The organism is Rhodococcus zopfii NBRC 100606 = JCM 9919 (assembly GCF_001895025.1).
Lineage (GTDB): Bacteria > Actinomycetota > Actinomycetes > Mycobacteriales > Mycobacteriaceae > Rhodococcus > Rhodococcus zopfii.
This window is the reverse complement of sequence record NZ_BCXI01000016.1, coordinates 87,155-113,675: the sequence shown is the minus strand read 5'-3', so window position 1 is coordinate 113,675 and position 26,521 is coordinate 87,155. Positions and strand designations below refer to the sequence as shown.

Below are 26,521 nucleotides of genomic sequence, written 5' to 3'. Positions count from 1 at the left end.
GGACGACCGGGGTATGTCGTAACCGAGCGATCACAACCCGGTGATCACAATCCGAGGAGGACTCGTGGCCGACTTCATCGACAAGGCGAAGCACAAGGGCGAAGAACTCGCGGGCAAGGCGAAGGAGCACACCGGCAAGGCGACCGGTGACCGTTCTCTCGAAGACGAGGGCAAGAACGACCAGGCGTCGAGCGGCCTGAAGAAGGCCGGCGACAAGGTGACCGACGCCGTGGAGGACGTGAAGGACTCGTTCAAGAAGTGACCGGATGCTCCGGCTCGGGGGCCGCGTGATCGCGCGGCCCCTGGTCGAGCCGGAAGGGCGGGTATTCGTCGCGCATCAACGCCGCGTACGCCCACACCCGGAACGCCCAGCGGTTGATCCCCACCACCAGGTCGAACAGACCCCGCGGGTAGCGGCCGGTGAACAGCAGCGCGATCGCCGCGACCAGCACCAGGATCCCCAGCAGCGACCAGGAGTAGTTCACGGCCGGGCCTTCCAGGTCGCCGCTCGCAACCCACGTCGATCCGCCCACGACGAGCACGGTGAGGATCAGGTAGTGCGGGATGGCCAGCAGCCACCACTTGACCAGCACCAGACCGCGTGAGAGCCGCTCGGGATAGTCGACGTCGAAGTCGGCCGGATAGTCCGTGCGGTGCAGGGTGAACGGCGGATACCGGTCGGTGCCCAGCGCGGAATAGGTGTAGAACGACACCCGCCACCACCAGCGCATCACCCCGACGTTGAAGTCGAACAGGGCACGCGGGTACCGGCCCGTGAAAAGGATCGCGAAACCCGCGATCACGGTGGTCACGAAGTGCGCGATCGCGAGGAAGAACAACACGATGAAATGCGGGATCGCCAACAGCCACTTGACGAGCCACAACCACCGCGACGGCGCGTCGAGATCGCCGCGCACCGTCACCGGATACGGACCCACCACGGCCGCCGCGGGAGGCGGCGCATGTGCCGGCGGCGGCAGGTGCTTCCCCAGGCCGACCGCGCCCAGCACGAGCAGGGGCACACCGATCACCAGCAGCACCAGCGCGCCGATCAGACACCACAGCGCGAGCGAACCGAGGATCGGAAGATTCACTCCCGCAGCGAGGTCCGCACGGACTCCGGGAGCGCCGTCCGGGTTCATCACCACGATCGTCCAGTTGCCGTCCTGGAAGTCCCATTGAAGTTCCTGCGTGCCGGGTCCCGAGGCCGACGCCGACCAGAACGTCTGATCCCCCGGCGGGGCGAGCTGCCCGGTACCGGGGATCTGCCGGTAGCCCGGCCGGAACGGAAAGAAGTCGAGGTCGTCGAGCTCCGTGTGCGCGACCCCGGCGAGGTAGTCGTCGACGTCGGCCTGCAGCCCGATGCCGAGGAACACCTCCCCACCGGGGTCGGCCGCAGTGCCGCGCAGCATGATCCGGCCGAGATCGTCCGGCCCGAACCCCCCAGGCATGTTCTCGTCCACGACCAGATCGATGTTTTCGGACACCAGGGCCGCGGTGTCGGTCCGGTACCGTTCCGTCGGCGTCGTGAAGTAGCCGTTGTCGCGCTGGAAGGCGTACGCCCAGCCGAGGAATCCGGCGGCGGTGAGCAACGCCAGGCCGAGCATCGACATCAGGACGCCCACCACGAGCAGGATCACTCTGCCGACCTTCATGATCGACCTCCGGTTCGACGCACTCGCAGGCCCGTCAACGGTAGCTCGCCGCGAACGCGCCGAACAAGAGTGCGACGGCGCCTCATCTGCCCGTCAGGTCGCGGCGAGCTTCCCCGACAGCTGTTCGAGACGACGAAGGCTCGCGCCGTCCAGACCGACGATCTCGGCGCTCTTGCCCCGCTCCGCGTACTTGTGCAGTACAGAATCGAAGGTCGCGACGGTCGAGGCATCCCACACCTCGGCGTCGGTGAGGTCGATCACCACGCGGTCGGGGTCGCCCGCGTAGTCGAACCGGTACACCAGATCGTTGCTCGACGCCCAGAACAGCTCGCCCGAAACCCGATAGGTACGGACACCGTCCGTGTCCGTCGTGTGCACCCGGGTCATGTGCGCCACCCGGCGCGCGAACGCGACCATCGCGGTCAGCACGCCTGAGACCACACCGATCGCGAGGTTGTCGGTGAGCAGCGTCACCACCACGGTCACCAGCATGACGAGGGTTTCGCTGAGCGGCATCAGTTTCAGGGTCCGCGGGGCGACGCTGTGCCAGTCGAGGGTGGTCACCGCGATCACCAGCATCACCGCGACGAGCGCGGCCATCGGGATCGCCCCGACGATCTCACCGACCGCCACACACAGCACCAGCAGGAACAGTCCGGCCAAGAACGTCGAGATGCGGGTCCGTGCGCGACCTTCCCTGACGTTGATCATCGTCTGGCCGATCATCGCGCAGCCGCCCATGCCACCGAAAAGCGCACCTGCCCAGTTCGCGACACCCTGCCCCCACGCTTCGCGGGTCTTGTCGGAGTGACTGTCGGTCAGGTCGTCGACGAGCTTCGCGGTCATCAGCGATTCCATGAGGCCGACGAGCGCGAGCCCGACCGCATACGGGGCGATGATCCGCAGCGTCTCGGCGGTCAACGGCACGTCGGGGATCATCCACGTCGGGAAGCCGCCGGGAAGGTCGCCCTGGTCCGCGACGTCGGGCACGTCCAGACCGAACAGCACCACGATGCCGGTGAGCACGACGATCGCGATCAGCGCGGCGGGTACCGCGGTGGTGAGCTTGGGGATGAACACGATCATCGCGATGCCGGCGGCGACGAGCGGATACACCGCCCACGGCACGTCGAACAGGTGCCGCAGTTGCGCGGTGAAGATGAGGATCGCCAGCGCGTTGACGAAGCCGATCATCACCGACCGCGGAATGAACCTCATGAGCTTCGCGACGCCCGCGACGGCCAGCACGATCTGCAGGGCACCAGCCAGCCACACCGCGGCGATGAGGTAGTCGAGCCCGTGCGACGCGACGAGCGGGGCGATCACCAGCGCGGTCGCGCCCGCCGCGGCCGACACCATCGCCGGGCGGCCACCGACGAACGCGATCGTCATCGCCATGATGCACGAGGTGTACAGCGCGACCTTCGGGTCGACGCCGGCGATCACGGCGAACGAGACGACCTCGGGGATCAGGGCCAGGGAGGTGACCAGGCCGGCGAGGATCTCGGTGGTCAGGAGCCGGGGGGATCGCAGGGTTTCGAACACGGTTTGCACCGGAGGAGTCTAGGGCGGGAACTCGACGCGTTCGGTCTCGTGTCGCTCTGGTGTGAATCGGCGGAACGTGTAGTGTGGGCACATCGAGCAGATCGCATCGACTGCCCGAGGTCGGACGCGCTCCCATGGTTCACAATCACCATCCGAGCACGCGACCATCCAAGAACCACCTCGCACGTCTCCACCCCGGTTGCGGATCTTTCTCGACTCCGCGATCGCCGTTGTACCGCGCCGCACCCGAAAGAAGGACGCTATGAGCAACGACACCGAATTCTCCGGTCCGCTGTTCCTGCAGCCGAGCAACCCGGACGACGAACAGCTGCCCGAGAACCCGCAGCCGCAGCCGCAGGGCGCCCCGAACTACGACGGGTTGTTTTCGTCACGCCCCTGAGGGCGTTCAGCATATCCGTCACGCGTACGCATACGGCTGAGAAGACTGCGAGATTCGATCGGCGACGACCACTCGCCGGACGAAACACCTTCCCACACCACCTGTTCCACGTTGCTCGCCGGTCGAACCCGTCGCCGCTCCCCATGTTGCCGTGACGCTCCGTGCCGTCCACGGCGATCACGATCAGGGACGAACTCGTCCTGCACACCCTGGCGAAGCGCCAAATCGACACGCCCCCAACAGCAGCACCGGTACGATCTTGAAAACCCGCAGGTGGGCGTCGGCCCACCGCACGCCGGGAATCGAGCGGACGCTCGCGGGTACCACCGCGTCCTCTCCGGTCACGAGATGTGCGTTGTCCGAGACGTACTCCTGCATGTGAAGCCCGAATGCACGCGAGGCGCAGTCACGTGTATCCGACCACGCATTCGCCGGGGCCCGGGACCGGTGCCGTGTCGGGTACCGTCGAACCACGACGACCCGAGTTCGGGGGACCACATGAAGCATTTCCGAATGGTCGACGAGGACGGCGGCGTCATCGACGAGCAGCCGTTCCGCACCGCCGACGAAGCCCACGCGTGGGCGACGACCCACCCTCGGTCGGAGCTGGGGCCGTGGATCCTCGAGGAGCAGGTGGACGGCCGGTGGCAGCAGCTCGCCGGTCCAGACCGGCAGTGACCCCGGGGTACACCGGATCTCGCGGCGATACTCGCCGCCGGTACCGACGGTCGTGCAGATTCGGGTAGCCGCGTACTCGTGTGCTCGGATTCCACCGCTGCCAGGCTTCCGGCATGGATACGGAACCGTTGTCGATGACGATCGTCGGACCGCCGGCTCTCTCCGGAACCGTCCTGCGCGTCGGGCCGGGACGGCAGGTCCTCGGATGCGACGGGTGCGCCGATCTGCACATCGACGATCATCGGGTCAGCGCGCGTCACGCCACGATAGACCGTTTCGGCGACCGGGTCGTCGTCGAGGATCTGGGGTCCTCCCACGGGACCTGGGTCCGCGGCGAGCGTCTGCGCGGGGCCCGCGAAGTGCACGACGGTGACATCGTCAGGTTCGGCCGTGTCGAGGTCCGAATGGAACAGATCGACGCAGCGCTCCCCCGGATCGGCGCGCATCCGCGACCTCCACCTGTCGGCTTCGACGACGACGGGAACGACAGTGACGCCCAGCAGCGCGCGGCGTTCCTGCGCGAAGTCACCGCGTCGAGGGCGTGGGCCCGGTTCGTGTTCTGGGTGGGATTCGCGATGGTGCTCGCAGGAGCATCCGGGTGCACCTGGCTACTCGCAGACGGCACGGACGCGCCCGGTGCCTCGTCGACGGCGGGCGCGGCGCCGGGCGACTTCCCGGCGTTCGGACCGCACACCGTTCTCGGGCCGGTCGGAACGCTCTTCTTCATGATCGGGTTCGTCGGCCACTTCGTGCTGATTCTCGGGTCGTTCCTGTGGATCATCGCGGCCGCTCATGTGCGCCGGGTCGACACCGACCCGCGCTATCCGTGGAACACACCCACGTCGAGATGAAGGGAGCCATCGTGGTTTTCAACATCGGCTCACAACATGAAGCGATCAACAACGTCGCGGGAAGCCAGACGACCCATGGCGGCCAGCGTGTTTCGTTCACCGACGCGGCGGCGATCGTCTCCGCCGGCGAACTCGCCCGTGCATTGCGCGGGCTGGGGCTCGGCGAGAGCGCACGCGACGTCGACGAGATCGAGCGGGAACTGAAGCAGGGCACCCCCGATCGCGAGCACGTCGCGTCCCGGCTGACGCACATTGCGCAGACAGTCACTGCGATCGCAGGAGCGGGTTCCGCCGTTCATCGCCCGCTGGTCGCACTCGCCGGATGGCTGGGCGCGCCGGGGTCCCCCGTCCTGCATGCGCTCGGACTGTGAGCAACCGCCTTCCACAGCCGAGTCCTATCGATTTGAGAGACAGAGACTTTCGTAGTCCTTCGAATCACCGTCGCGGCTAAGGCGACGGGTAGGTGCTGATCGAAATCAGCGTGCCGTCACCGCCCATGGAGACGGAAATCGAAGCGCCCTTGCCGTCCTTACGCACCGTCAAGCTGGTGCTGTGGGGCGTGATGCTTCGGGACACGCTCTGCCAGCCCTCACGGTCGACGGAGCCGACATAGAAGTCGCTCACCTTTTCGAGGGGATCGGATGTCGTCAGCACCGCCGAACCGAGTGCTCGGCTGATCTCGGTGGACGGCTGATAGACCGCGATCCCACCGACGGACTCTGCAGGGAACGTCGGCTGCGTGCCGGTGTCCGGCTCGCCGGTTCCAGAGGCAGACAACTCGGCCACCTGGGTCGTCGTCGACGACACGGTCGTCTGCTGCGATTCACCCGAGCCCGAGTCGCCGGCGCCGCATGCCCCCACCGCGACACCCGTCGCCAGCACCACCGCGCAAGCGAGCGCACACACTTTCCACCTTCCCATGGCGCGTCCTCCACACTGCTCGAGCACGAAACTGCCTCGGTCCCACTATGCACACGGGAGGCAACAGGTCGGGACCGGATTCGCCACATCGGCCAGGCACAGACCCGAACGCAGAAGGGCCGCACATCCGCGAAGTGTCACGCGCACAACGCTTCCACCACCCCGGCGAGGCGCTGTCGACATGGTGCCCCCAGTCGGACTCGAACCGACACTCGGCGGATTTTAAGTCCGCTGCCTCTGCCAATTGGGCTATGGGGGCGTGCGTCCTACCCTAACCGGCGCGTTCGGGGAGACGCAGTCGACCGGGAGGTTGTGCGCGCCTTCTCCGGCCGGAAGCGCACACAACCTCCCGGTCACCGAACCGGAACGGACATCGCGATGCCGTCGAGGATGTCGTGCTCGCTGACGATCAACTCCGAGATCCCGGCGCGCGCACCGAACTCGTCGGCGAGCACCGTCGTGACGATCGCTCCCCCACCGATCACGTCGACCCGGCCGGGGTGCATCGGACCGTAGGCGGCGCGCTCGTCGTGGGTCTGTCCGAGCAGCGTGGCGCACACCTGCCGGAGCCGGTCGAACCCGACGTTCGACAGGTGCACCTTCTCGGGGTCGTATTCGGCGAGGTCGTGGGCGATCGCCGACAGCGTGGTCATCGTGCCTGCGACACCGACCCAGGTCCGGGCCTGCTCGACCGGCACGTGCGCGAGCGCCTCCCCGATCTTCTCGCGCGCGACGGAACGGGCCTCGGCGATCTGATCCGCGGTGGGCGGATCGTCGTGCAGGCACCGCTCGGTGAGCCGCACACATCCGATGTCCGTGGAGTACGCGGAATGCACCCCGGAAGCGTCGCCGAGCACAATCTCGGTCGAGCCGCCACCGAGATCGACGACGACGAAAGGCCCACGCGCCGAGTCGAGTTCGCCGACCGCACCGGTGAACGACAGGCGCGCTTCCTCGTCGCCGGAGATCACCTCGGCCTCCGCGCCGGGGATCACCGCGCCGAGCACCTCGCGGGTCATCGAGAAGAAGTCCTCACGGTTGCCGGCGTCACGGGTCGCGGACGTGGCAACCATCCGCACCGCGCTCGCCCCGGTCTCCCGGATGAGATCGGCGTACTCGGTCAGCGCGACGCGGGTGCGTTCGATGGCTTCGGGAGCGAGCCGGCCGGTGGCGTCGACCCCCTGCCCGAGCCGCACGACCCGCATCAGCCGGGTCACGTCGGTGAGGCGGCCGTCGGTTCCGATGTCGGCGATCAGCAGGCGGATCGAGTTGGTCCCGCAGTCGATCGCGGCGACACGGCTCATTCGGACGCCCCGCGCAGTTCCGCATAGGTGGGCCAGTCCGCGGGAATCGCGGTTCCGCGCAGGCCCGCGTCGGCGGCCAGGGCGACCGACTCGTCGCCGAACGGGTTGACGCCCGGGCCCTTCGCGAGCGAATGCGCGATGAGCACGTGCAGGCACTTGACACGGTCCGGCATCCCGCCGCCGGTGAAGTCGGTGCCGAGCGATTCGATCGCGTCGCGCTCGGCGAGATACGACTCGTGGGCTCGGCGGTAGGCCGCGGCGATCTCGGTGTCGGTACCGAGACGCTCGGTCATCTCCCGCATCACCCCGGCCGATTCCTGCCGGCTCGCCTCCGCGGTCAGGCGCGGATCGGTGAGGTAGTACAGCGTAGGGAAGGGCGTTCCGTCGGGCAGCTTCGGTGCGGTCTTGACCACCCCGGGTGCGCCGTCCGGGCAGCGGTAGGCAATGGCGAGGACGCCGCGCGGGGTGCGCCCGAGCTGGGCGGCGACGGCGTCGAGGTCGGACTGTGCGACGGGATCGGTCACCCGGTCGGTTCTCCTGCTTCTGGGGGCGCCACGGGCATCTGCCGCGGCACCGGTTCGGGCTCGGGTTCGGGCGGCGGTTCGGACACCGACCGCCACAGGTCGCTGTACCACGCGCCGGTCGAGGGGCGTTCCTGGATCGTCTCCTCGTCGGCACGCCGGCCGTCGCCGGGAAGCTGCACCTGGTAGGGAGTGTCGCCGGGCATCACGAACCGCAGGCGTTCACGGGCCTGCGCCCGGATCCACGCCGGGTCCTCGATGTGTGCTTTCTGCTCCCGCAGTGCGGCGATCTCCTGTTCGAGCTGGATGCGCTCGGCCTCGACGCGGTCCGCTTCGGCGCGCTGGCCGACGTACGTGCGCAGCGGCAGCGCGAGGGTCAACGCCAGTCCGCACACGACGAGCGCGAGCACGACGGCGCGACCGGTGGACAGACCCAGGAAGGTGCGTTCGGTGCGGGTCCTGCGAGTTTCTCGGGGCGCACCGACGCGGGTGGGCCGGGCCCGATCGGCGGAACCCCGGCCGCGCCCCGGCGCCGAGGTGACGGGGTCTTCGCGCCCTGCCGGGCGCGCACCCGCCGACTCGGCCACCGGGTCGGGCGATGCGGTAGATCCCGCCGGCCGGGACCGGCTGGGCCGCCGCGCACCCACCGCACCCTCGGAACGGGTGCGCCGGGCGCCGGGCCGGGATCTACCGCGCTGGCTCATACCGCTCCGGTCAGGCCTCGAGGTTGAAACGCGGGAAGGCCAGCTCGCCGGCGTACCGGGCGGCGTCGCCGAGCGACTCCTCGATGCGCAGCAGCTGGTTGTACTTCGCCACGCGCTCGGAGCGGGCCGGGGCACCGGTCTTGATCTGGCCGCTGCCGACGGCGACGGCCAGATCGGCGATGGTGGTGTCCTCGGTCTCACCGGACCGGTGGCTCATCATCGTCTTGTAGCCGTTGCGGTGCGCGAGATCGACGGCGTCGAGGGTCTCGGTGAGCGTGCCGATCTGGTTCACCTTCACCAGCAGCGCGTTCGCGGCACCCTTGACGATGCCCTCTTCGAGACGCTCCGGGTTGGTGACGAACAGGTCATCGCCGACGAGCTGCAGCTTGTTGCCGATCTTCTCGGTCAGCGCGACCCAGCCCTCCCAGTCGTCCTCGCTGAGCGGATCCTCGACGGAGACGAGTGGGTAGGAGGCGAGCAGCTCGTTGTAGAAGTCGGCGAGCTCGTCGGCGGTGCGGATCTTGCCCTCGAACTTGTAGCCGGTGCCCTCGGTGTAGAACTCGGTGGCGGCGACGTCGAGCGCGAGCGCAACGTCCGAACCGAGCGTCAGGCCGGTCTTGGCGATCGCCTCGCTGATGAGGTCGAGCGCTTCCTTGGTACCGGCGACGTCCGGAGCGAAGCCGCCCTCGTCACCGAGACCGGTGGCCAGGCCCTTGCTCTTGAGGACCGACTTGAGCGAGTGGTATACCTCGGTGCCCCAACGCAGGGACTCCTTGAAGGTGGGGGCACCGATCGGCGCGACCATGAACTCCTGCACATCGACACCGGTGTCGGCATGAGCGCCACCGTTGAGAATGTTCATCATCGGCACCGGCAGGATGTGGGCGTTCGGGCCGCCGACGTAACGGAACAGCTCCAGACCGGACGACTCCGCACCGGCCTTGGCGACCGCGAGGGACGCGCCGAGCAGGGCGTTCGCGCCGAGCCGACCCTTGTCGGGGGTGCCGTCGGTGTCGAGCAGCGCCTGGTCGACGGTGCGCTGTTCGGTGGCGTCGAGGCCGATGATGGCCGGCGCGATCTCACCGAGAACGGCCTCGACGGCCTGCTCGACGCCCTTGCCCAGGTAGCGGTCGCCACCGTCGCGCAGCTCGACCGCTTCGTGCTCACCGGTGGATGCACCGGACGGCACCGCAGCGCGAGCGAAACTTCCGTCGTCGAGCAGCACCTCGACCTCGACCGTGGGGTTGCCCCGGGAGTCGAGGATTTCGCGGGCTCCTACCTGCTCAATGATGGCCACTGGCTGATTCTCCTTCGATGGACTTCACGCTGCGGGGTCTGCACGCTGGGGAACAGCCTAACGGTCCCCACCTGGGCACGAGGCACCACTCGTCCAGGAGCTGCGATCAGGGGCGCACACCGACGCCGTAGGCGGCGGCGCGGTCGCGAACCAGCGCCATGTAATCGGTCGAGCGGTTGTAGGCGAACAGCGCCGTCGTCCACCCGTTCGCGGTGGTGAGATCGCCGCCGCGGTCGCACAGATACCGCCCCGCGGAGAGCGCGGCGTCGTCGAGATTGTCCGGGTCCGCGACACCGTCGCCGTTCGCGTCGGTGCCCCAGCGCGTCCACGTCGCGGGAATGAACTGCATCGGGCCCATCGCCCGGTCCAGGACCGGGTCACCGTCGAGCCGGCCGCCGTCGGTGTCACGGATCTCGGCCAGGCCGGGACCGCCGTCGAGGGGAACACCGCGGATGGGTGGCGAGACCGTCGCGTTGTCGTCGGCGCCGGCGCCCCCGTGCCGGCCGTGCCGGCTCTCGACGCTGCCGATCCCGGCGAGGGTGGTCCACGCGAGACCGCAGTCCGGGCGGCTGCGTGCCAGCACCGCGGCCGCGTGACCGTACGCCTCGAGGGCGACGACGGGGATGCCCAGCGCGTCGGCCTGCGGTTCCGCCCAGTCGCGCAGCTGCGCGGCGGTGCGTCCCGGACCGTCCACATCGATCGCCGGCACCGGGGAGCCCGCGCCCGGCGGGACCCCGTCCGGGATCGGGATCGGTGGTTCGCTCGGCGTCAGGATCGAGACGGCGACGGCGAAGACGACCACGGCCGCGAGCACCCCGAACAGCAATCGCGGCCACGGCGAGCGCCGCCGCACAGGCGGCAGCGGCGGTGGATACCTGACGGTCGGCTGCACATCTCCATCTTCCACACCGTTCCTAAAGCACAGGTAAAAGTGCGAAAGGCCCTCCCGCACGCGCGATCGCTGGGTGTATGTTTCGGTCCGCACCACCGAAACAGAGGTTCGCCTCACCTAACCCCCTGGAGTTCCATCCATGTCCGTGCTCGCCGCCGCCTCCGGCGCACCGTCGATCGCCACGCAGCTGGCCGGCTCCGGCCTCATCGGTCTCCGCGAAGGGCTCGAAGCCGGCATCGTCGTGATGATTCTCGTCGCGTTCCTGGTCAAGTCCGAACGGCGCGACGCGGTGAAATGGGTGTGGCTCGGGGTCGGCGTCGCCGTCGCGATGGTGGCCGCGACCTTCCTCGTCATCCATTTCGGCACGTCCACCCTCGACGGCCTGGCCGCGGAGATCGCCGCCGGCATCGCCTCCCTCGTCGCCGTCGTCATCGTCACCGCCATGGTGCTGTGGATGCGCAAGGCGGCCCGCTCGATCTCCGGCGACCTGAAATCCGGGATGGAGAAGGCCCTGATCGTCGGACCGTCCGCGGTGCTGGCGCTGGCGTTCTTCGCGGTCGGCCGCGAAGGACTCGAAACGGCGCTGCTCATGGTCGGCTACGCCGAGAACACCGCCGGCAGCGCATGGCCACTGATCGGCCTGCTGCTCGGCATCGCCCTGGCCGCGGTCCTGACCGTCCTGATGTATCTCGGGGCCGTCCGGATCGACATGGCCAGGTTCTTCAAGTTCACCGGGGCATTCCTCGTCGTCGTGGCCGCCGGCATCCTGGCCTACGGGGTGCGCGCTCTGCAGACCGGAGGCCTGCTGCCCGGCGCAGGCAACCTCGCCTTCGACGTCTCCGGCCACTACGACGCGGGCAGCTGGTACGGCACCGTCCTGGGCGGCATCCTCAACGTCCGCCCCGACCCGACGGTCCTGCAGTTCGGCGCCTGGCTGATCTACCTCGTGATCGTGCTGTTCCTGTTCCTGCGCCCGGTCACTTCCGCCGAACCGGCCCCGGTGGCCGACGAATCCGCCGTCGTCTGAGTTCCGTTCCCTGCACCACCTTCAGCTCCCTCTCTTTCCGAAAGGCACCGTCCCGATGCTCGTCCCGATGCTCGTCCCGAAAGGCACCGTCCTGATGCTGCTCCCGAAGGGCGCCGTCCCGATGCGTCGCACCACCTGTGCCCTTGCGGCAGCCGCCGTTCTGCCTCTCGCACTCGCGGGTTGCACCGAGAAGTCGACGTCCGACTCCGATGCGATCACAGTCACCGCCACCGACTCGACGTGTGAGGTCACCGACACGGAGGGCACCACCGGGCACAACACGTTCGCGGTGACCAACAACGGGACCAAGGTCACCGAGTTCTACGTGTTCGACGACGGCGACCGCGCCCTCGGCGAGGTCGAGAACATCGGGCCGGGCCTGACCCGACAGCTCATCGTCAACATTCCCGAGCCCGGCGACTACGAACTGTCCTGCCGCCCCGGAATGGTCGGCGAAGGTATCCGGCAGGCATTCACCGTCACCGGCGACTCGAAGGCCGCCGCCGACGCCGACGGCAAGCTCGCCGAGGCGGCCGAGGGCTATCGCCGCTACATCCGCAGTCAGGCCGAGGCGCTCGTCGCCGCCACCGGTGAGTTCGTGGCCGCCGTCAAGGGCGGCAACGTCGAGGAGGCCAAGCGCCTGTTCCCGCTCGCGCGCACCTACTTCGAGCGCATCGAGCCGGAGGCCGAGAGCTTCGGCGATCTCGATCCGCGCGTGGATCTGCGCGAGGCGGACCTCGAGCCCGGCCAGGAGTGGACCGGTTTCCACCGCCTCGAGAAGGATCTGTGGGTCACCGGCCTGCAGTCCGACAGCAACGCGATCGCCGACCAGCTCACCGCGGACATCCAGGAACTCTCCGACCTGGTGAACGCCGACGCCTACAACGTCGACCCGACCCGCATCGCCGGTGACGCGCAGGGCCTGCTCGACGAGGTTGCCACGTCGAAGATCACCGGCGAGGAGGACATCTTCTCCCACACCGACCTGTACGACTTCCAGGCCAACGTCGACGGCTCGCAGGCCGCGGTTGCCGTGCTGCGCCCGGTTCTCGACGAGCGGAAGCCCGAGCTCGGCCAGGCCATCGACGCCCGCTTCGCGGAGCTCGACGCGGCGCTCGCGCAGTACCGCCAGGGCGATGTGTTCGTCTCCTACGAGACCGTCACCGAGCCTCAGCGCCAGGAATTGTCCCGCCTGATCGACGCGCTGTCCGCCGAAGTCAGCAAGGTGCAGGGCGTCGTCGCGGAGGCCTCGGGCGCATGACCGAACGGCCGACCCCAGACCCCGGTATGCAGGGCACCTCCGGAATCTCCCGGCGACGGCTGTTCGGCGCCGTCGGCGCCGGCGCGGTACTCGCCGGTGCCGGCGCGGTGGTCGGCCGGGTCACCGCCCCGGACAGCGAGAACGGCACCGACGGTGTCGTGGCGTTCCACGGCGAGCACCAGGCGGGCATCGTCACCCCCGCCCAGGACCGCATGCACTTCGTGACGTTCGACGTCACCACCCGCGACCGCGACGAACTGATCGCACTGCTGAAGACGTGGACCGCGATGGCCGCGCGGATGACCGCCGGACTCGAGGCCACCGAGGACGGCGCAACCGGCGACGGCGCGTACCACCCGCCGAGCGACACCGGCGAGGCGCTGGACCTGGATGCGTCGCAGCTGACCCTCACGATCGGCTTCGGTCCGACACTGTTCGACGACCGGTTCGGACTTGCCGATCTCAAACCGGCTGCACTACAGGATCTTCCGCACTTCCCCGCCGACAATCTCGACCCGGCACGGTGCGGTGGCGACATCGCGATCCAGGCCTGCGCGAACGATCCTCAGGTGGCCGTCCACGCGATCCGCAACCTCGCGCGCGTCGCGTTCGGCACGGCGTCGGTGCGATGGTCACAACTCGGCTTCGGCCGCACCTCGTCGACGTCCACCTCGCAGGTGACGCCCCGGAACCTGTTCGGGTTCAAGGACGGAACGAACAACCTCAAGGCCGAGGATCCCGCCGCACTGGCGGAGTCGGTGTGGGTCGACGGCGCCGACGACCAGGCCTGGCTCGCCGGCGGAAGCTACCTGGTGGCCCGGCGCATCCGCATGCTCATCGAGCAGTGGGACCGCGCGATCCTCAGAGAGCAGGAAGCGGTGATCGGCCGCGACAAGCGCGAGGGCGCCCCGCTCGGTCTCACCAACGAGTTCGACGAGCTGGACCTCGAATCGAAGGGTCCGGACGGCCCGCTCGTCCCGGAGACCTCACACGTGCGCCTGGCGTCGGCACAGAACCTCGGCGGAATCCGGATCCTGCGGCGCGGCTACAACTTCACCGACGGCTCCGACGGCTTCGGCCACCTCGACGCCGGACTGTTCTTCATCGCGTTCTGCCGCGATCCGCAGAAGCAGTTCGTGCCGATGCAGCTCGCGCTCGCCCGCGCCGATGCACTCAACGAGTACATCCAGCACGTCGGGTCGGCGGTGTTCGCGTGCCCACCCGGCCCGGCCGAGGGCGGCTACTGGGGTCAGCAGCTGTTCGAGGCGTGAAAAGTACACCTGCGCCGGTGATTCCGCCCTGAATCACCGGCGCAGGCCGGGAAGGTGGGTCGCCGAGGGGTGAGCGGCCCACCGGAGGTCGTTATCAGGCCCACCGGAGGTCGTTATCAATAGGCGCCGTTGCCGCGCAGCACCGCGCCGATCGTGCGACGCAGAATCGACAGGTCCAGGGCGAACGTCCAGTTCTCCACGTACCTCAGGTCCGCACGCACCGATTCCTCCCACGACAGGTTGCTGCGTCCGCTGACCTGCCAGAGCCCCGTAAGCCCCGGCTTGACGAACAGCCGCCTCCTCATCCCGTCCTCGCCGTAGCGGGCGACCTCGGACGCGAGCGGCGGACGCGGCCCCACCAGTGACATGTCGCCGGACACCACATTGAACAGCTGAGGGAGCTCGTCCAGCGAGTACCGTCGGATGAACTTGCCCACCCGGGTGACACGCGGATCGTCGTACAGCTTGAACAGGACACCGGCACCGACGTCGCGATCGGCGAGCTCGTTCAGCCGGTTCTCCGCGTCCACGACCATGCTGCGGAATTTGTACATCGTGAACGTCTGTCCGTCGCGCCCCACCCGCGTCTGCCGGAACAGCACCGGACCCGGACTCGTGACGCGGATTGCGACGGCGACGGCGAGCAGCACCGGAGAGAGAAACGCGACGATCAGCAGCGCGAGCACACGGTCGAAGACGTTCTTGACCAACCACGAGGGGCCGGAATAGCGCGGTGCGGAGAACTTCAGCAACGGGAGACCGGCAAGTGGCGCCATGTGCAGGCGCGGACCGACCAGGTCCATGAGAACAGGGGCCATGAGGAGGTCCGTGCCGGTCCGCTCGAGATCCCAGCTCAGAGCCCGGGTCTTCGAGTGCGTCCAGCCGCTGGACGGCAACAGCGCGACCGCCTGGAAGCTGTGGAGTGCGACGATGTCGACGATGTCGTCCTCCGCTCCCAGGACCGGTACGTCGTCGATCGCGAGCGGAGCCTTCCCGCGGAACGAGTCCACCGGAAGGCAGATGCCGTCGATCTCCCATCCCGATTCGAGGAACTCCGACGATCGCGCCAGCAATTGGTGCACTTCCGTCGAGTCCCCGGCGACCAGGACCGACCACACGAACTCACCTCGGCGGCGCCGCCTGCGGATGCATCGGCGAAGCCCGAGACGAGCACAGACCGTCGTGATCGCGGCCAGCGGCAGGGCGCCGAAGATCCAGGATTGGCCGGCGGCGGTGCCCCATGCGTAGCCGGCCACCGCCAGCACCGCCATCGCGAGCGCATAGGCGCGTCCGATCCTCCGGAACTCCTCGACACCGGACCCGATAATCCTTGCATCCCAAGATCTTTGAGATGCAAGTGCAACCATCGCTGCGATCGGCAGGATCGCGACGAGCGCCAGCGACCGTCCGTCCGGGAGCGCCATCCAGTGGTAGCCGAACGTCACCACCGCGTCGGCCACGAGAACACACAGAAGGTCGACGCAGAACGCGAGCGTCGCGTATCGCCGCTCCCATCTCGGTCGCGAAACGGGTGCGGGGGCAGAGCATCCCGGAAGTACGATGCGAATCGCCGGCGCTGCCCCATCGGGCGTGGCTGCCGTCCCGGCAGGGAATTCCGCCACCTCGGCATCAGCACCATTGGCATTCTTGTACATGGATACAGACCCCAATTCCGGGGAATGAACAATCCGAACTGGTAGAAAACATACCTGAGGATTGTTTTGAAATCAATAACGAACTGCAGGTCGCCACACCGGCCGCTTCCGCGCTCTCGAACGAGATCCAGCCTCACCGATGGCGCAGTTCACTCCAGCACGAGCAGCGCCCTGGGCCCACGAGTCTCGCGGCCCCGTCGCTCCGCGCGGCTACCGTAGGCTCGCGCAGCTACCGCCGCCGCTCGGAGCGGACCGCCCGGAAGGACTCGCAATTCCCCTCACGCCGCCACGGCAGATCGACGCGACCGCGCCGAAGCATGCCGCCGATCTCGTCTGCGGGCCGGGGACGGCTCAGCAGGAAGCCCTGCGCACGGCAGCATCCGAGCGCGAGCAGTTCCGCGGCGGCCACCTCGGATTCGAGCCCCTCCGCAACCACCTCGAGACCGAACGCCGATGCCAGGCCCATGATCGATTCGACGATGACCCGGTCACTCTTGCTGCGTTGCAGGTTCAGCACGAACACCTTGTCGATCTTGAGTGTCTGCACCGGAAGCGATTTCAGATGCGCAAGCGAGCTGTACCCGGTCCCGAAGTCGTCGATCGCGCAGCGGACCCCCAGACGGTCGAGCCGACGCAGAGTCATGCGGGAGCGCTCCAGGTCACTGACCACCACGTACTCGGTGATCTCGAGGCCCAGCGCCGAACTGTCGAGCCCGAATTCCTCGAGCGCGCTCTCCACCGTCTCGACGAAGTCGCGGCTCACCAACTGCACCGGCGAGACATTGACGTTCATCCGGAGTTTCAGACCCGGAATCTCCTCTTTCCACTCGGCCAGCTGTGAGCAGGCCGCACGCAGTACCCAGGCCCCCAACTCGCCGGCGAGGTTGGTCGACTCCGCCACCTCGATGAACTCCGTCGGCTGCAGTCGCCCGAGCATCGGATGGTTCCAGCGGACCAGGGCCTCCACCCCGACGATCGTGCCGTCGATCAGATCTACCTCGGGCTGGAACTCCAGGGCGAGATGCTCACTGTCGATGGACGTCCGCAGACTGAGCTCGATCAGGTTGCGGCGTTCGCTCGCCCCGCGCATGTCCTCGGTGTAGGCGACCACACTGTTGCCGCCCTTGCTCTTGGCCATCAGCATCGCCTCGTCGACGCGTCCCAGCAGCGCCACCGGCGTGATGCAGCCCGGTTCTCCGATTGCCACGCCGAGACTGCCCCCACGTCCGACGACCTGGCTGCCGAGCTGAACCGACATCCCCACCGCCCATCGCAGCGCATCGGCGCGCTGACGGGCGTCTTCGAGGGACACCGGACCGTCGAGGACGACGACGAACTCGTCGCCGCCCAGCCGTGCCACCACATCCGCCGAATCGCACACCCGGGTCAGCCGCTGGGCAGTGCGATACAGGAACACGTCGACGGCCGCGTGCCCAAGGAAGTCGTTGAGCGGTTTGAGGCGATCCAGATCCAGGAACAGCACCGCCACCGGTCCCGGCTGCCCCGGCCGCAACCGCTCCTCGAGGTGTTCGAGCAGTGCCCTGCGGCTGGCCAGTCCGGTGAGCTCGTCGTGATATGCCGCGTCGCGCAGCTCCTGTTCGGCCCGCACTCGCGCCTGAACCTGAGCGAGCAGCGCCGCGATCATGGTGAGCGAGTTGATCTCCTCCTCGGTCCAGTCCCGCTCGCCCGCCTTGATGAACCCGAGGGTGCCCGTCGTCACCGGGCCCGCGATCAACGGGACCGCGGCGACGGAGACCGCGGGCACCCCGGAACCGGCGAAGACCCGATCGGCGTATTCCGCGCCGGATTCCGACGGACGGCTGACCGCGGGCTCCTTCATGTCCTCGGTCATCGCGAAGATCGGGTCCGCGTCGCGGAAGTACACCACGCCCAGCGGATCCGGGTCCGGGACGAACGCGCGCGGCGGCCATTCGGCGACGAGGACGGTCGCGTGGATGTCGTGGTCGTTGTATCGAAGGAAGGAGGTATCCACTCCGAAGTGATCGACGAGCGTGCGCAGTACCTGCTCGACCACCGCCCGGTGGGTGACCGCATCCACCGGCATCAGGTGTGAGGCCACGCGTGTGACGATGTTCTCGACGCTTCCGCCAGTCATCTGCCACCACCGAAATCCATGTCCTGTCGCGTACGACAACGAGTTCAGGATCTCCGTACCCTATCGGAGCGTCGAGCGCTCCGGATGGGTTCGGACGCTCCCCGGCCGACCCGGAGCAGAATCGCGTACCGTTCGCCCGATTTCGTTCCGAGCGACAGGTCGAGCGCGGAACGCAACCGGAGCACCGCGTCGACCCGAGGCGCGCAGAGGCGAACGAGATCGTCGTCGTCCTCCGCGTAGAGGAACACCGGCGATGTCGGCTGGACCGCCAGACCGAGCCCGTGTGCGCAGATCCACACGCTTTCGGCAACCATTCCGGCACGCACATAGTCGATGGGGTCCGGTCCGGGCGCAGTCACGACGATCATCGCAGCACTGCGCAGCAGGCGCTCGCCGGTGATCCGCCCGAGGCCCTGGCCGAGATCCCACTTCTCGAGCTGATCGAGCACGTCGTTCCGCAGCGCCACCTCGAGCATCGTGCGCTCGACGTCGTCCAGTCCGAGAGCGTCGACGTCGATCCCGCTCTCGAGGTCCCCGGTGGCCGGCCAGCGCAACTCGGCCACCATCTCGCGTCGCAACGTTTCGGTCAGATAGCGGATGCGGTCGGATTCGGCGAGGACCTCGGCGATCGCGGTCAGATTCTCGGCGCCCACAACGACGCGGACATCCCCTCCCTCCTGCCGGGCCGCCGCATGCAACGCCTCGACGTCGGTCTCCGACAGCAGCGACCCGTCGCACATCCGTCGATTGGTGCCGCGTGCGAGCATCCGATCGTATTGAGCCGCCAGCGCCGGATCGGCGCCGTCGGCGAACTCCATCGTCGCGAACGGCCGTCCGGTCCCGCCCGGGTGATCCTCAGCCAGCCGCACCGGGCCGAGAATGCCGTGGGCAGCCGCGGCGATACGGACGTTCTGCAGTGCGGCGCCGAGCGCCACGTACGCGCCTCGGCAACGAATGTCGATCGCGGTGGGAACGAAGTCGGTCGCGAGTGCGACCGTGAGCACGGCACCGTCGGCGCTGATCGACCACGGCTGGCTGTTCCCGCCCGACGGTGCTCGGCCGGCGGCATACAGCACCCGGTCGATCGGGTCGTCGGGCGGGCTGTCGACGTCGGCGGCGCGACCGGATGCCGTCACCGGGCCGGCCGGAGAAGCGAGCCCATCGAGCAGATCCTCGATGTCGACACCGGACCGCCCCGAACGGAGGGACATGCCCAATCCGATCCGCCGCACCGCGGCTGCGACCGCCGCTCCCCCGAGCATCACATCGCTGCCCAGCTGTGGCCAGGTGGTCAGCGACCGATCGATTTCGAGGAGCGAGGCACCCATACGTGGGGAGAGCCGATCGGCACCGAGCAAGCGGAGTGCGAACGGGATCTTCTCACGACTGGACAACGTGGCTAACCGCTCCGGCCGGAGGTCGCCGAACAACCCGTGGAACGGCGTCGCCGCATCCAGATCGAAGCGCTCGACATCGATCAGACCGCGGTCGCTGGTCGCCATGACGACGGGCACTCCGCGCTTCGCGGCCTCGATCCGCAATCCGAACTTGGTGTCGAACGAATCGCACTCGTCGACGAGGACATCGAGCCCGTCCACGAACGCACCCGCCGTCTCCAGCCGGACACCGTCCGGCCACACGCAGAGCTCGAGATAGGGGTCGAGCTCTGCGAGGCGCCGGGCCGCGACGACGGCCTTGTTGACACCGAGGTCCACCAGCGATCCGGGAACGCGGTTGAGGTTCGACAGTTCGATCACGTCGAAATCGGCGAGCCGCAGTGTCCCGCACAGACCGTCGAGCGCCAGTGCCTGCGCCACCGCGGAACCGGCACTGAGCCCGACCACACCGACCGTCCGTTGGTGGAGCCGATCCTGCTCCTCCATCGTGAGCTTGTTCCGGTTCCGATCGAACCGAAGTCGCCGGAACGATCGGGGGCCGAGTACCCGCACCACGGTCCGTCGCCACGGATAGTGCACCCAGCGCGGGGCCTCGTCGAGCAGTTCGGGGCCCGGGGAAGGCAGGACCGCCCGAAGCTCCTTCATCTGATCGACGAGACGGTCGACGACGGCAACGCCGGGATCCGCGCGCAGGTCGCGCAACGTTTCCATGTCCACCGCCCGGTCCTCCGCGAGCACGGGCGCTTCCCACGTCGAATTCTCCGACGGGTTCACCTCGAGTCCTCGCCGCGTGGCGGCACCGGCGTCTCCCCGACGGTCGCGAAGTGCGGAGCACGGATGCGGCGCCGGTCCCACCACATCAGGCGTGTCCGGTATCGAGCGTCCGGATAGGGAGTCGCCGGGATACGGTTGTCCACCACGCCACCGCAGGTCTCCCACAGTTCGAGCACACTGTCCGCCGCCGTGGCCATCATGAACCGGACATCGAGCAGGTCCATGAACCTTGCACCCATCTGTGCCAAGGCAAGTGTCAGTTCGCGCCGATGTGGCAGTTCCTCGGCAACCCAGGCAGCCTTCGCCTCGATCACTCCCGCGGGGATGCGGGCCTCGATCATCCGCCGGATCCGGTCGGTCTCCTCGGGTGTCGTCCACTCACGCAGTGCATGGGACTCCTCTGCCCGCCGGTACGGCCCCTGCGCACGCAACCCACCCACCACGACGCCGCGCGCATCGAGTGCCGCATGGAACAGCGCCGTCGATTCGCCGGTGCACACTCGCTCGTATTCCAGCGCGGCCTCCACCCCGAAGTGCCGGTAGGCGCGCACCGCTCCCGAGATGTACTCGTGCCACAGGTCCGGCACCGCGTGCGGTGGGGCGGCAACGAAGTGATACCCGGATGCGTGATCCCGGTGAACCGAAACCTGCGACTGCGCCGATTCCGCCACCGGTTCCGCCACCAGCCGTACGGCTCGGTTCATTGTCGGCCTCCGAACGCCCGTCACTCCCCGGCCGGTGGCCGCGCACTGCGCGGCGACGACCGACTCCGAACAATCATCACGCACGGATCGCCGGGATGAGGCGAATACGGCTCATCCCGTCATTTTCTCTTCTCGTCGTCAGACCAACCGGATGAGCAGGTCCGTTTCGCCGTTCGATCGGATGGTCGCGACGTCGCCGCCGTAGGCGCGTTCGATTCGCCCCTCCTTCTCCGCTATCTCGGCCTGCTCCCACACGTCCTCGACAGGGTCGCCGGCGGCAGCACCGTTCGTGAATTGAGCGAAGTATGCGGTCGGCACGATCACCATCGAGTCTCCGATCGCCAGGTCCTCCACTCCATTGCACCGGTACCCGACCACCGCAGACCAGCCGACCTCCGCGTTGCACACATAAGCCACGACGACCTCGTCGATGCCCCGTGCCCGAATCCTGTCCTCGGTGAAGACCATCAGTTCCGAGCGCTGAACCGTCGCGCCGGGAGACACCCCCGGGAGCACCAACCCTCCGACGCCGAACGAATGAACTTTCAGTACTTCGAAACTCACTGCACACCGATATCCTCGGGGAGATGGACTGCTACGTACAATTCGATCCCGTACGCATGCGGATAGAACTCGAAATCGCCTGTGAAGGAACGGACTATCTCGCCCGAACTCTCGGCGGCGTGGATCCGCTCCCACAGATCGGTGAGTATCCCCGGGAAAGTTCCGGTCGACGAGAACTTCGCGTATCTTCCCGCGGGCAACCAGGACACGATGTGTCCCGGCGTCACCTGATCGAGCGAATCACATTGGTACCCCACAGTTTGCGTGTAATACGAGCCGACTTCCACGGCGTGATCGGTGTACGCCGAGGCCAACGGCCCGCCGAGTTCCTGCTTGAGGACGGCAGACCAGGCTCGCTCGAGCTCGCGATCGCGCAACTTCCCCAGCGGCCGGCGGGGGCTGCGCACCGGCAGCCCCGCGACAAGGGTTCGTTGTCGCTGGACGATCTGGAACGACATCGGGCAACCTCCCAACCCTCAGGTTCCGGACGCCTCGACACCCCGCACAGTCCCCGACGAATGCGAACGATGTGAGTTGCTTCGAGTCTAGGACCGACCTTCGACCGTTTTCTCACAACCCCCAAAACAATCTCAAAGTCTCTTTTTATCTTTTCTACCGCCTTCGAGTATGGTTAGCTGGCCTTGTCGGACTCTGCGTCGCAATTTACTGTCGGTGCGGATCCTCAGCGCCCGAGGGGTAAAGCGATGAGATGCCGTCTCTGCGATTCCGAACACCTGCTGAGCGTGCTGGACCTCGGCGCCACCCCGCCCTGCGAACGTTTCCTCCTCGAGGAACACCTCGATCTCCCCGAAACCACGTATCCCCTCCACCTCCGGCTGTGCGAAGAGTGCCTCCTTCTTCAGATTCCGGCGCTGATCACACCGGAGGACACCTTCACGGACTACGCATACTTCGCGTCGTACTCCGATTCGTGGGTCGAGCACGCGCGGCGATTCGTCGAGAAGGCCGCCCACGACCTCGAACTCGGCTCGCACTCGTCGATCGTCGAAGTCGCCAGCAACGACGGCTACCTGCTCCGCCACGCGGTCTCCGCGGGAATCCCGTGCCTGGGCATCGAACCGTCGGTCAACGTCGGGGCCGCCGCCCGCGGGATCGGGGTGCCCACGCTCACCGCATTCCTCGACGAAGGCACCGCCGAGGACATCCGCCGCGAGTACGGCCCGGCCGATCTGGTCGTCGCGAACAACGTCTACGCCCACATCCCCGACCTGGTCGAGTTCACGCGTGCGCTGCGCATCCTCGTCGCCGACGACGGATGGCTCAGCATCGAGGTGCACCACGCGCTGAATCTGGTCCGCTCGGCCCAGTTCGACACCGTCTACCACGAGCACTTCCAGTACTACACGGTCCTGTCCGCGATGCGCGCGCTGGCGACCGCGAACCTGTGCATCGTCGACGTCGAACAACTCGACACCCACGGCGGATCCATCCGGCTGTGGGCGCGACCCGAGGAGTCCGCCGGGCCCGCCGGACCACGGCTCGAGGCCGTTCTCGAACAGGAACGGGAAGCCGGGCTGCACGCGATACAGGGTTACACGGACCTCGAACCCCGCGCCCAGTCGATCCGCCGGGAACTCCTGCGATTCCTGCTGGACTGCCGCGACCGCGACCTGACTGTGGTGGGCTACGGCGCGCCGGGAAAAGGCAACACCCTGCTCAACTACTGCGGTATCCGCCCCGACCTCATGCGATACACCGTCGACCGCAACCCGTACAAACACGGCCGCTACACACCCGGTGTCCGGATTCCGATCCGTCCGCCGGAGGACCTCGACAAGGACCGGCCCGACGTCGTCGTCGGGCTGCCGTGGAATCTCGAACGGGAATTGACAGCCCAGCTCCAGCCCATCAACGCGTGGGACGGCCGTCTCGTCTTCCCACTGCCCACCCTGCACACCACTATCGGTCCCAGTGACTTCGTAAGGAGCGTCAGGTCATGAAGGTCGTACTCTTCTGTGGCGGATACGGCATGCGCATGCGCAACGATCGTCACGACGAGATTCCCAAACCCATGCAGATGGTGGGTCCCCGGCCCCTGCTGTGGCACATCATGAAGTACTACGCGCACTACGGTCATACCGAGTTCATTCTCTGTCTCGGCTACGGCGCCACCAAGATCAAGGAATTCTTCCTCGACTACCACGAGGAACAGTCCAACGACTTCGTCATGCACGACAACCGGATCGAGATGCTCCACACCGACATCAGCGATTGGTCGATCACCTTCGTCGACACCGGCCTCGAATCCGCGATCGGCGAGCGACTGCGCCGCGTCCGCGATCATCTCGACGGGGACCCGTTCTTTCTCGCGAATTATGCCGACGTGCTGACCGACGCCCCTCTCGACCGGATGATCGAGCACTATCACGAATCCGGAGCTGCGGCGTCGATGCTCGTCGTTCCACCCCAGTCGTCGTTCCATTGCGTCAATGTCGCCGAGAACGGCGAGATCAAGGAGATCATCCCGGTCGGCAACCTGCCGATCTTCGAAAACGGCGGGTACTTCGTGCTGAGCCAGGAGATCTTCGACCTCCTGCCGCCGGGCGGCGACCTGGTGGCCGATGTCTGCGGAACCCTCGCGGGCCAGGGCCGATTGTTCGGCTACCGCCACGACGGCTTCTGGAAGCCGGCGGACACCTTCAAGGAACGCGCCGAGCTCGACGACAACTATGCGCGCGGCCTCCATCCGTGGACGGTATGGGAATCGGAGCAGCCGGTGGTGCCGTCGTGATCGAGCTCAGCGCAACCGGCGTGCGCGAGGTCGCCGCGATCGGCGCGCACTGCGACGACATCGCGATCGGGATCGGTGGCACGCTGCTGACGCTGACGGCCCGCGCCACCGTGAGCACGCGCGTCCACGTCTTCGTCATCGCCGGTGAGGATTCCCGGCGTGAGATCGAGGAACGACACGCGCTCGCCGCGCTGTGCCCCGGCGCCGAGATCGAGTTCACTATCCTCGACGTCCCGGACGGTCGTGCCCCGGGGTACTGGGAGGCCATCAAGACCGCCCTCGAAGCGTTCCGGCGCACGTGCGAGCCGGACATGGTCTTCGCGCCGCAACGGGACGACGCGCATCAGGATCACCGCCTGGTCGCGGAACTGGTGCCGACGGTGTTCCGCGATCACCTGGTCCTCGGCTACGAGATCCTCAAATGGGAATCCGACACTCCCCGAACGACGATCTACCATCCGCTCAGTCGCAAGATCGCCGAAGAGAAGGCACGGATCCTGCTCAAGCACTACCCGTCCCAGACCGACCACGACTGGTTCGACGAAGACGCATTCCTCGGACTGTCCCGACTCCGTGGCGTGCAGTGCCGACGCCCGCATGCGGAGGCATTCGTCGTGGAGAAAGCCACTGTCGACTTCGGAAAGGCATGAGCGATGAGGGTTCTCGTCACCGGCCATCAAGGCTATCTGGGGTCGGTCATGGTGCCGGTGCTCCGGGCGCACGGCCACAACGTCACCGGCCTGGACTCCGGGCTCTTCGCCGATTGCATCCTCGGTGCCCCACCGGACGATCCGCCGACCCTGCGACTCGATATCCGGGAGGTCACGGCCGCGCACCTGACGGGCTTCGACGCCGTGATCCACCTCGCGGCGCTGTCGAACGACCCGCTCGGCTACCTGGAACCGCAGATCACCTACGAGATCAACCACGCGGCATCCGTCCGACTCGCCCGGTGCGCGAAAGTCGCAGGCGTACGACGCTTTCTCTACGCGTCGACATGCTCGGTGTACGGTGCAGCCGGATCCGAGCCGGTCGACGAGAACGCACCCCTGCGCCCCCTCACGCCGTACGCCGAGAGCAAGGTGCGGGTCGAGGACGATGTCGCGGCGATGGCGGACACCGGGTTCTCCCCGGTGTTCCTGCGCAATGCCACGGCATTCGGATTCTCACCGCGTCTCCGCGCAGACATCGTGCTGAACAATCTGGTGGGATTTGCGGTGCTCACCGGCGAGGTCAAGGTCCTTTCGGACGGCACACCGTGGCGTCCGCTCGTCCACGCCCAGGACATCGCGCAGGCCTTCGCGCGTTGCCTCGTGGCACCCGCCGAAACGATCCATTGCAGCGCGTTCAACATCGGTTCCGAGGCGAACAATCGGACCGTCGCGGAGATTGCACAGACCGTGGTCGATACCGTTCCCGATTCGAAACTGGTGATCACCGGCGAGTACGGATCCGATCCGCGTTCGTACCGGGTGGACTTCGGTGCTGCTCGCACCGAGCTGGACTTCGAGGCGAAATGGAGTATCGCCGACGGTGCCGCGGAGTTGTACGAGCAGTACACGCTCGCCGGCCTCACCGCGGAGGACTTCGATGAACGCTTCACCCGGCTCGCTCGACTCGAAATGCTCAGAAGAACAGGAGTTCTGGATGAATCGATGCGGCGAGTCACCTCAGCAGCGTGAGCAACTCCTGCCAACTCCCGGCGTGTGCATCGCGCGCGGAAACCATCGTCACCGGCAGCGGCCATCCGATCGCAAGATCGGCGTCGTCGTAGGCGACGGCGAGGTCGGCCTCGGGATCGTGCGGCCGGTCGATCCGGTAGCAGACGTCCGCCGTCGGCGTCAGCGCCTGGAAGCCGTGCAGGAACCCCGGCGGAACGTACAGGTGACGGAACTCGTCGTCGTCGAGCACGAATGCCCGCTTCGTCCCGAAAGTCGGCGAAGCAGGCCGGATATCGACGAGCACGTCGTGGACGGCGCCGTGCGCGCACCGCACCAGCTTCGCCTCCCCGTGGCCCGATCGTCCGTGCATACCCCGTACGACACCACGGATGGAACGGGATTGGGAATCCTGAACGAACGATGCGGCCGCACCCGGTCTGCCGAGGTGTTCGTCGAAGATCGCGGCATCGAACGTGCGGGTGAAGAACCCGCGGTCGTCCCGGGCCGGTTGCGGTACAAGAACCAGGACATCGGACAGGTCCGTCTTCTCGATGCGCATGAGGAGATCGTC

Annotated in this window: 27 protein-coding genes and 1 tRNA gene; 12 read left to right on the top strand and 16 right to left on the bottom strand. The window is 67.4% G+C overall.

The window, feature by feature from the left end; translation table 11 throughout:
* Positions 1 to 64 precede the first annotated feature (64 nt).
* Positions 65 to 262: a CsbD family protein gene (locus RZ1_RS12380; RefSeq protein WP_072812244.1), complete on the top strand. Its 198-nt coding sequence runs from the start codon at positions 65 to 67 to the stop codon at positions 260 to 262.
* Here the strand turns inward: RZ1_RS12380 and RZ1_RS12375 are convergent.
* Entirely contained in the window at positions 252 to 1,655 is a 1,404-nt protein-coding gene (locus RZ1_RS12375) for a DUF4389 domain-containing protein (RefSeq protein WP_072812242.1), read from the bottom strand. The two genes, RZ1_RS12380 and RZ1_RS12375, sit on opposite strands and share 11 nt — an antisense overlap.
* A 93-nt stretch (positions 1,656 to 1,748) precedes the next feature.
* Positions 1,749 to 3,209, bottom strand: a complete 1,461-nt coding sequence (locus RZ1_RS12370; protein ID WP_072812240.1) for a SulP family inorganic anion transporter — start codon at positions 3,207 to 3,209, stop codon at positions 1,749 to 1,751.
* A gap of 253 nt (positions 3,210 to 3,462) precedes the next feature.
* On the opposite strand from RZ1_RS12370, the gene RZ1_RS30510 reads away from it, so the two are divergent.
* From RZ1_RS30510 to RZ1_RS12355, 4 genes are all read left to right on the top strand, one after another.
* Positions 3,463 to 3,600 carry a hypothetical protein gene (locus tag RZ1_RS30510; RefSeq protein WP_169917933.1) on the top strand — a complete coding sequence of 46 codons (138 nt, stop codon included), beginning with the start codon at positions 3,463 to 3,465 and terminating at the stop codon, positions 3,598 to 3,600.
* Between the two features lie 498 nt (positions 3,601 to 4,098).
* Positions 4,099 to 4,278, top strand: coding sequence for a hypothetical protein (locus RZ1_RS12365; RefSeq protein ID WP_072812238.1), 180 nt, complete (start codon positions 4,099 to 4,101; stop codon positions 4,276 to 4,278).
* A 113-nt stretch (positions 4,279 to 4,391) separates the two neighbouring features.
* Entirely contained in the window at positions 4,392 to 5,129 is a 738-nt protein-coding gene (locus RZ1_RS12360) for an FHA domain-containing protein (RefSeq protein WP_139281819.1), read from the top strand.
* On the top strand, positions 5,126 to 5,500 hold the full coding sequence (locus RZ1_RS12355; RefSeq protein ID WP_169917931.1) for a hypothetical protein: 375 nt from the start codon (positions 5,126 to 5,128) through the stop codon (positions 5,498 to 5,500). Before RZ1_RS12360 ends, RZ1_RS12355 begins: the two co-directional genes overlap by 4 nt.
* Before the next feature lie 76 nt (positions 5,501 to 5,576).
* On the opposite strand, the gene RZ1_RS12350 is transcribed toward RZ1_RS12355, so the two are convergent.
* From RZ1_RS12350 to RZ1_RS12320, 7 genes are all read right to left on the bottom strand, one after another.
* The gene (locus RZ1_RS12350) at positions 5,577 to 6,050 is read right to left on the bottom strand and encodes a hypothetical protein (RefSeq protein ID WP_072812235.1); all 474 of its coding nucleotides are present in this window, start codon (positions 6,048 to 6,050) and stop codon (positions 5,577 to 5,579) included.
* A gap of 182 nt (positions 6,051 to 6,232) precedes the next feature.
* A tRNA-Leu gene (locus RZ1_RS12345) sits at positions 6,233 to 6,309 on the bottom strand.
* A 94-nt stretch (positions 6,310 to 6,403) separates the two neighbouring features.
* Entirely contained in the window at positions 6,404 to 7,354 is a 951-nt protein-coding gene (locus RZ1_RS12340; protein ID WP_072812233.1) for a Ppx/GppA phosphatase family protein, read from the bottom strand.
* Positions 7,351 to 7,878, bottom strand: coding sequence for a DUF501 domain-containing protein (locus tag RZ1_RS12335; protein WP_072812232.1), 528 nt, complete (start codon positions 7,876 to 7,878; stop codon positions 7,351 to 7,353). The genes RZ1_RS12340 and RZ1_RS12335 overlap by 4 nt, the downstream gene beginning before the upstream one ends.
* Positions 7,875 to 8,462 carry an FtsB family cell division protein gene (locus RZ1_RS12330; RefSeq protein WP_240795023.1) on the bottom strand — a complete coding sequence of 196 codons (588 nt, stop codon included), beginning with the start codon at positions 8,460 to 8,462 and terminating at the stop codon, positions 7,875 to 7,877. Before RZ1_RS12330 ends, RZ1_RS12335 begins: the two co-directional genes overlap by 4 nt.
* A 127-nt stretch (positions 8,463 to 8,589) precedes the next feature.
* Positions 8,590 to 9,876, bottom strand: coding sequence for a phosphopyruvate hydratase (eno, locus tag RZ1_RS12325; protein WP_072812228.1), 1,287 nt, complete (start codon positions 9,874 to 9,876; stop codon positions 8,590 to 8,592).
* 106 nt (positions 9,877 to 9,982) lie between these two features.
* On the bottom strand, positions 9,983 to 10,738 hold the full coding sequence (locus RZ1_RS12320) for a lytic transglycosylase domain-containing protein (protein ID WP_072812354.1): 756 nt from the start codon (positions 10,736 to 10,738) through the stop codon (positions 9,983 to 9,985).
* Positions 10,739 to 10,907: 169 nt separating this feature from the next.
* Here RZ1_RS12320 and efeU point away from each other — a divergent pair, with 169 nt between their 5' ends.
* The 3 genes from efeU (at position 10,908) to efeB (ending at position 14,327) form a co-directional block, all read left to right on the top strand.
* Positions 10,908 to 11,795, top strand: coding sequence for an iron uptake transporter permease EfeU (gene efeU, locus RZ1_RS12315; RefSeq protein ID WP_072812226.1), 888 nt, complete (start codon positions 10,908 to 10,910; stop codon positions 11,793 to 11,795).
* 121 nt (positions 11,796 to 11,916) lie between these two features.
* Positions 11,917 to 13,056: an iron uptake system protein EfeO gene (gene efeO / locus RZ1_RS12310; RefSeq protein ID WP_072812351.1), complete on the top strand. Its 1,140-nt coding sequence runs from the start codon at positions 11,917 to 11,919 to the stop codon at positions 13,054 to 13,056.
* Entirely contained in the window at positions 13,053 to 14,327 is a 1,275-nt protein-coding gene (gene efeB, locus RZ1_RS12305) for an iron uptake transporter deferrochelatase/peroxidase subunit (protein ID WP_072812224.1), read from the top strand. The genes efeO and efeB overlap by 4 nt, the downstream gene beginning before the upstream one ends.
* A 116-nt stretch (positions 14,328 to 14,443) precedes the next feature.
* Here efeB and RZ1_RS12300 read toward each other — a convergent pair whose 3' ends face one another.
* The 6 genes from RZ1_RS12300 to RZ1_RS12275 all read right to left on the bottom strand — a co-directional run bounded on the left by RZ1_RS12300 (position 14,444) and on the right by RZ1_RS12275 (position 21,995).
* A complete protein-coding gene (locus RZ1_RS12300) occupies positions 14,444 to 15,982 on the bottom strand; it encodes a sugar transferase (RefSeq protein ID WP_072812222.1) in 1,539 nt (512 codons plus the stop codon).
* A 229-nt stretch (positions 15,983 to 16,211) separates the two neighbouring features.
* On the bottom strand, positions 16,212 to 18,098 hold the full coding sequence (locus RZ1_RS12295) for a putative bifunctional diguanylate cyclase/phosphodiesterase (protein WP_072812221.1): 1,887 nt from the start codon (positions 18,096 to 18,098) through the stop codon (positions 16,212 to 16,214).
* A 44-nt stretch (positions 18,099 to 18,142) separates the two neighbouring features.
* Positions 18,143 to 20,269, bottom strand: coding sequence for an Rv1355c family protein (locus RZ1_RS12290; RefSeq protein ID WP_072812350.1), 2,127 nt, complete (start codon positions 20,267 to 20,269; stop codon positions 18,143 to 18,145).
* Positions 20,266 to 20,973, bottom strand: coding sequence for a hypothetical protein (locus RZ1_RS12285; protein WP_139281818.1), 708 nt, complete (start codon positions 20,971 to 20,973; stop codon positions 20,266 to 20,268). Before RZ1_RS12285 ends, RZ1_RS12290 begins: the two co-directional genes overlap by 4 nt.
* Positions 20,974 to 21,111: 138 nt before the next feature.
* Positions 21,112 to 21,537 carry a hypothetical protein gene (locus RZ1_RS12280; protein WP_072812218.1) on the bottom strand — a complete coding sequence of 142 codons (426 nt, stop codon included), beginning with the start codon at positions 21,535 to 21,537 and terminating at the stop codon, positions 21,112 to 21,114.
* Positions 21,534 to 21,995, bottom strand: coding sequence for an effector binding domain-containing protein (locus tag RZ1_RS12275; RefSeq protein WP_072812216.1), 462 nt, complete (start codon positions 21,993 to 21,995; stop codon positions 21,534 to 21,536). The genes RZ1_RS12280 and RZ1_RS12275 overlap by 4 nt, the downstream gene beginning before the upstream one ends.
* A gap of 246 nt (positions 21,996 to 22,241) precedes the next feature.
* Here RZ1_RS12275 and RZ1_RS12270 point away from each other — a divergent pair, with 246 nt between their 5' ends.
* From RZ1_RS12270 to RZ1_RS12255, 4 genes are read left to right on the top strand one after another with little or no spacing between them, the layout of a single operon-like run.
* Entirely contained in the window at positions 22,242 to 23,498 is a 1,257-nt protein-coding gene (locus RZ1_RS12270) for a class I SAM-dependent methyltransferase (protein WP_072812214.1), read from the top strand.
* On the top strand, positions 23,495 to 24,289 hold the full coding sequence (locus RZ1_RS12265) for a glycosyltransferase family protein (RefSeq protein ID WP_072812212.1): 795 nt from the start codon (positions 23,495 to 23,497) through the stop codon (positions 24,287 to 24,289). The genes RZ1_RS12270 and RZ1_RS12265 overlap by 4 nt, the downstream gene beginning before the upstream one ends.
* Positions 24,256 to 24,939 (top strand): PIG-L deacetylase family protein, encoded by a 684-nt coding sequence (locus RZ1_RS12260; protein ID WP_072812210.1) that lies wholly within the window; start codon positions 24,256 to 24,258, stop codon positions 24,937 to 24,939. Before RZ1_RS12265 ends, RZ1_RS12260 begins: the two co-directional genes overlap by 34 nt.
* 3 nt (positions 24,940 to 24,942) lie before the next feature.
* The gene (locus tag RZ1_RS12255) at positions 24,943 to 25,971 is read left to right on the top strand and encodes an NAD-dependent epimerase/dehydratase family protein (RefSeq protein ID WP_072812208.1); all 1,029 of its coding nucleotides are present in this window, start codon (positions 24,943 to 24,945) and stop codon (positions 25,969 to 25,971) included.
* Here the strand turns inward: RZ1_RS12255 and rfbC are convergent.
* Entirely contained in the window at positions 25,955 to 26,509 is a 555-nt protein-coding gene (gene rfbC / locus RZ1_RS12250) for a dTDP-4-dehydrorhamnose 3,5-epimerase (RefSeq protein WP_072812206.1), read from the bottom strand. The genes RZ1_RS12255 and rfbC overlap by 17 nt on opposite strands.
* Between the last annotated feature and the right edge of the window lie 12 nt (positions 26,510 to 26,521).

Excerpts from the sequence above, each read along its gene's own strand:
- RZ1_RS12260 (WP_072812210.1), top strand. The coding sequence starts at position 24,256 with ATGGGAATCGGAGCAGCCGGTGGTGCCGTCGTGATCGAGCTCAGCGCA.
- RZ1_RS12350 (WP_072812235.1), bottom strand. The coding sequence starts at position 6,050 with ATGGGAAGGTGGAAAGTGTGTGCGCTCGCTTGCGCGGTGGTGCTGGCG.
- RZ1_RS12270 (WP_072812214.1), top strand. The coding sequence starts at position 22,242 with ATGAGATGCCGTCTCTGCGATTCCGAACACCTGCTGAGCGTGCTGGAC.
- RZ1_RS30510 (WP_169917933.1), top strand. The coding sequence starts at position 3,463 with ATGAGCAACGACACCGAATTCTCCGGTCCGCTGTTCCTGCAGCCGAGC.
- RZ1_RS12360 (WP_139281819.1), top strand. The coding sequence starts at position 4,392 with ATGGATACGGAACCGTTGTCGATGACGATCGTCGGACCGCCGGCTCTC.
- RZ1_RS12255 (WP_072812208.1), top strand. The coding sequence starts at position 24,943 with ATGAGGGTTCTCGTCACCGGCCATCAAGGCTATCTGGGGTCGGTCATG.
- RZ1_RS12295 (WP_072812221.1), bottom strand. The coding sequence starts at position 18,098 with ATGACTGGCGGAAGCGTCGAGAACATCGTCACACGCGTGGCCTCACAC.
- rfbC (WP_072812206.1), bottom strand. The coding sequence starts at position 26,509 with ATGCGCATCGAGAAGACGGACCTGTCCGATGTCCTGGTTCTTGTACCG.
- RZ1_RS12300 (WP_072812222.1), bottom strand. The coding sequence starts at position 15,982 with ATGTACAAGAATGCCAATGGTGCTGATGCCGAGGTGGCGGAATTCCCT.
- RZ1_RS12355 (WP_169917931.1), top strand. The coding sequence starts at position 5,126 with ATGAAGGGAGCCATCGTGGTTTTCAACATCGGCTCACAACATGAAGCG.
- RZ1_RS12365 (WP_072812238.1), top strand. The coding sequence starts at position 4,099 with ATGAAGCATTTCCGAATGGTCGACGAGGACGGCGGCGTCATCGACGAG.
- RZ1_RS12340 (WP_072812233.1), bottom strand. The coding sequence starts at position 7,354 with ATGAGCCGTGTCGCCGCGATCGACTGCGGGACCAACTCGATCCGCCTG.
- RZ1_RS12265 (WP_072812212.1), top strand. The coding sequence starts at position 23,495 with ATGAAGGTCGTACTCTTCTGTGGCGGATACGGCATGCGCATGCGCAAC.
- RZ1_RS12275 (WP_072812216.1), bottom strand. The coding sequence starts at position 21,995 with ATGTCGTTCCAGATCGTCCAGCGACAACGAACCCTTGTCGCGGGGCTG.
- efeO (WP_072812351.1), top strand. The coding sequence starts at position 11,917 with ATGCGTCGCACCACCTGTGCCCTTGCGGCAGCCGCCGTTCTGCCTCTC.
- RZ1_RS12285 (WP_139281818.1), bottom strand. The coding sequence starts at position 20,973 with ATGAACCGAGCCGTACGGCTGGTGGCGGAACCGGTGGCGGAATCGGCG.
- RZ1_RS12375 (WP_072812242.1), bottom strand. The coding sequence starts at position 1,655 with ATGAAGGTCGGCAGAGTGATCCTGCTCGTGGTGGGCGTCCTGATGTCG.
- efeB (WP_072812224.1), top strand. The coding sequence starts at position 13,053 with ATGACCGAACGGCCGACCCCAGACCCCGGTATGCAGGGCACCTCCGGA.
- efeU (WP_072812226.1), top strand. The coding sequence starts at position 10,908 with ATGTCCGTGCTCGCCGCCGCCTCCGGCGCACCGTCGATCGCCACGCAG.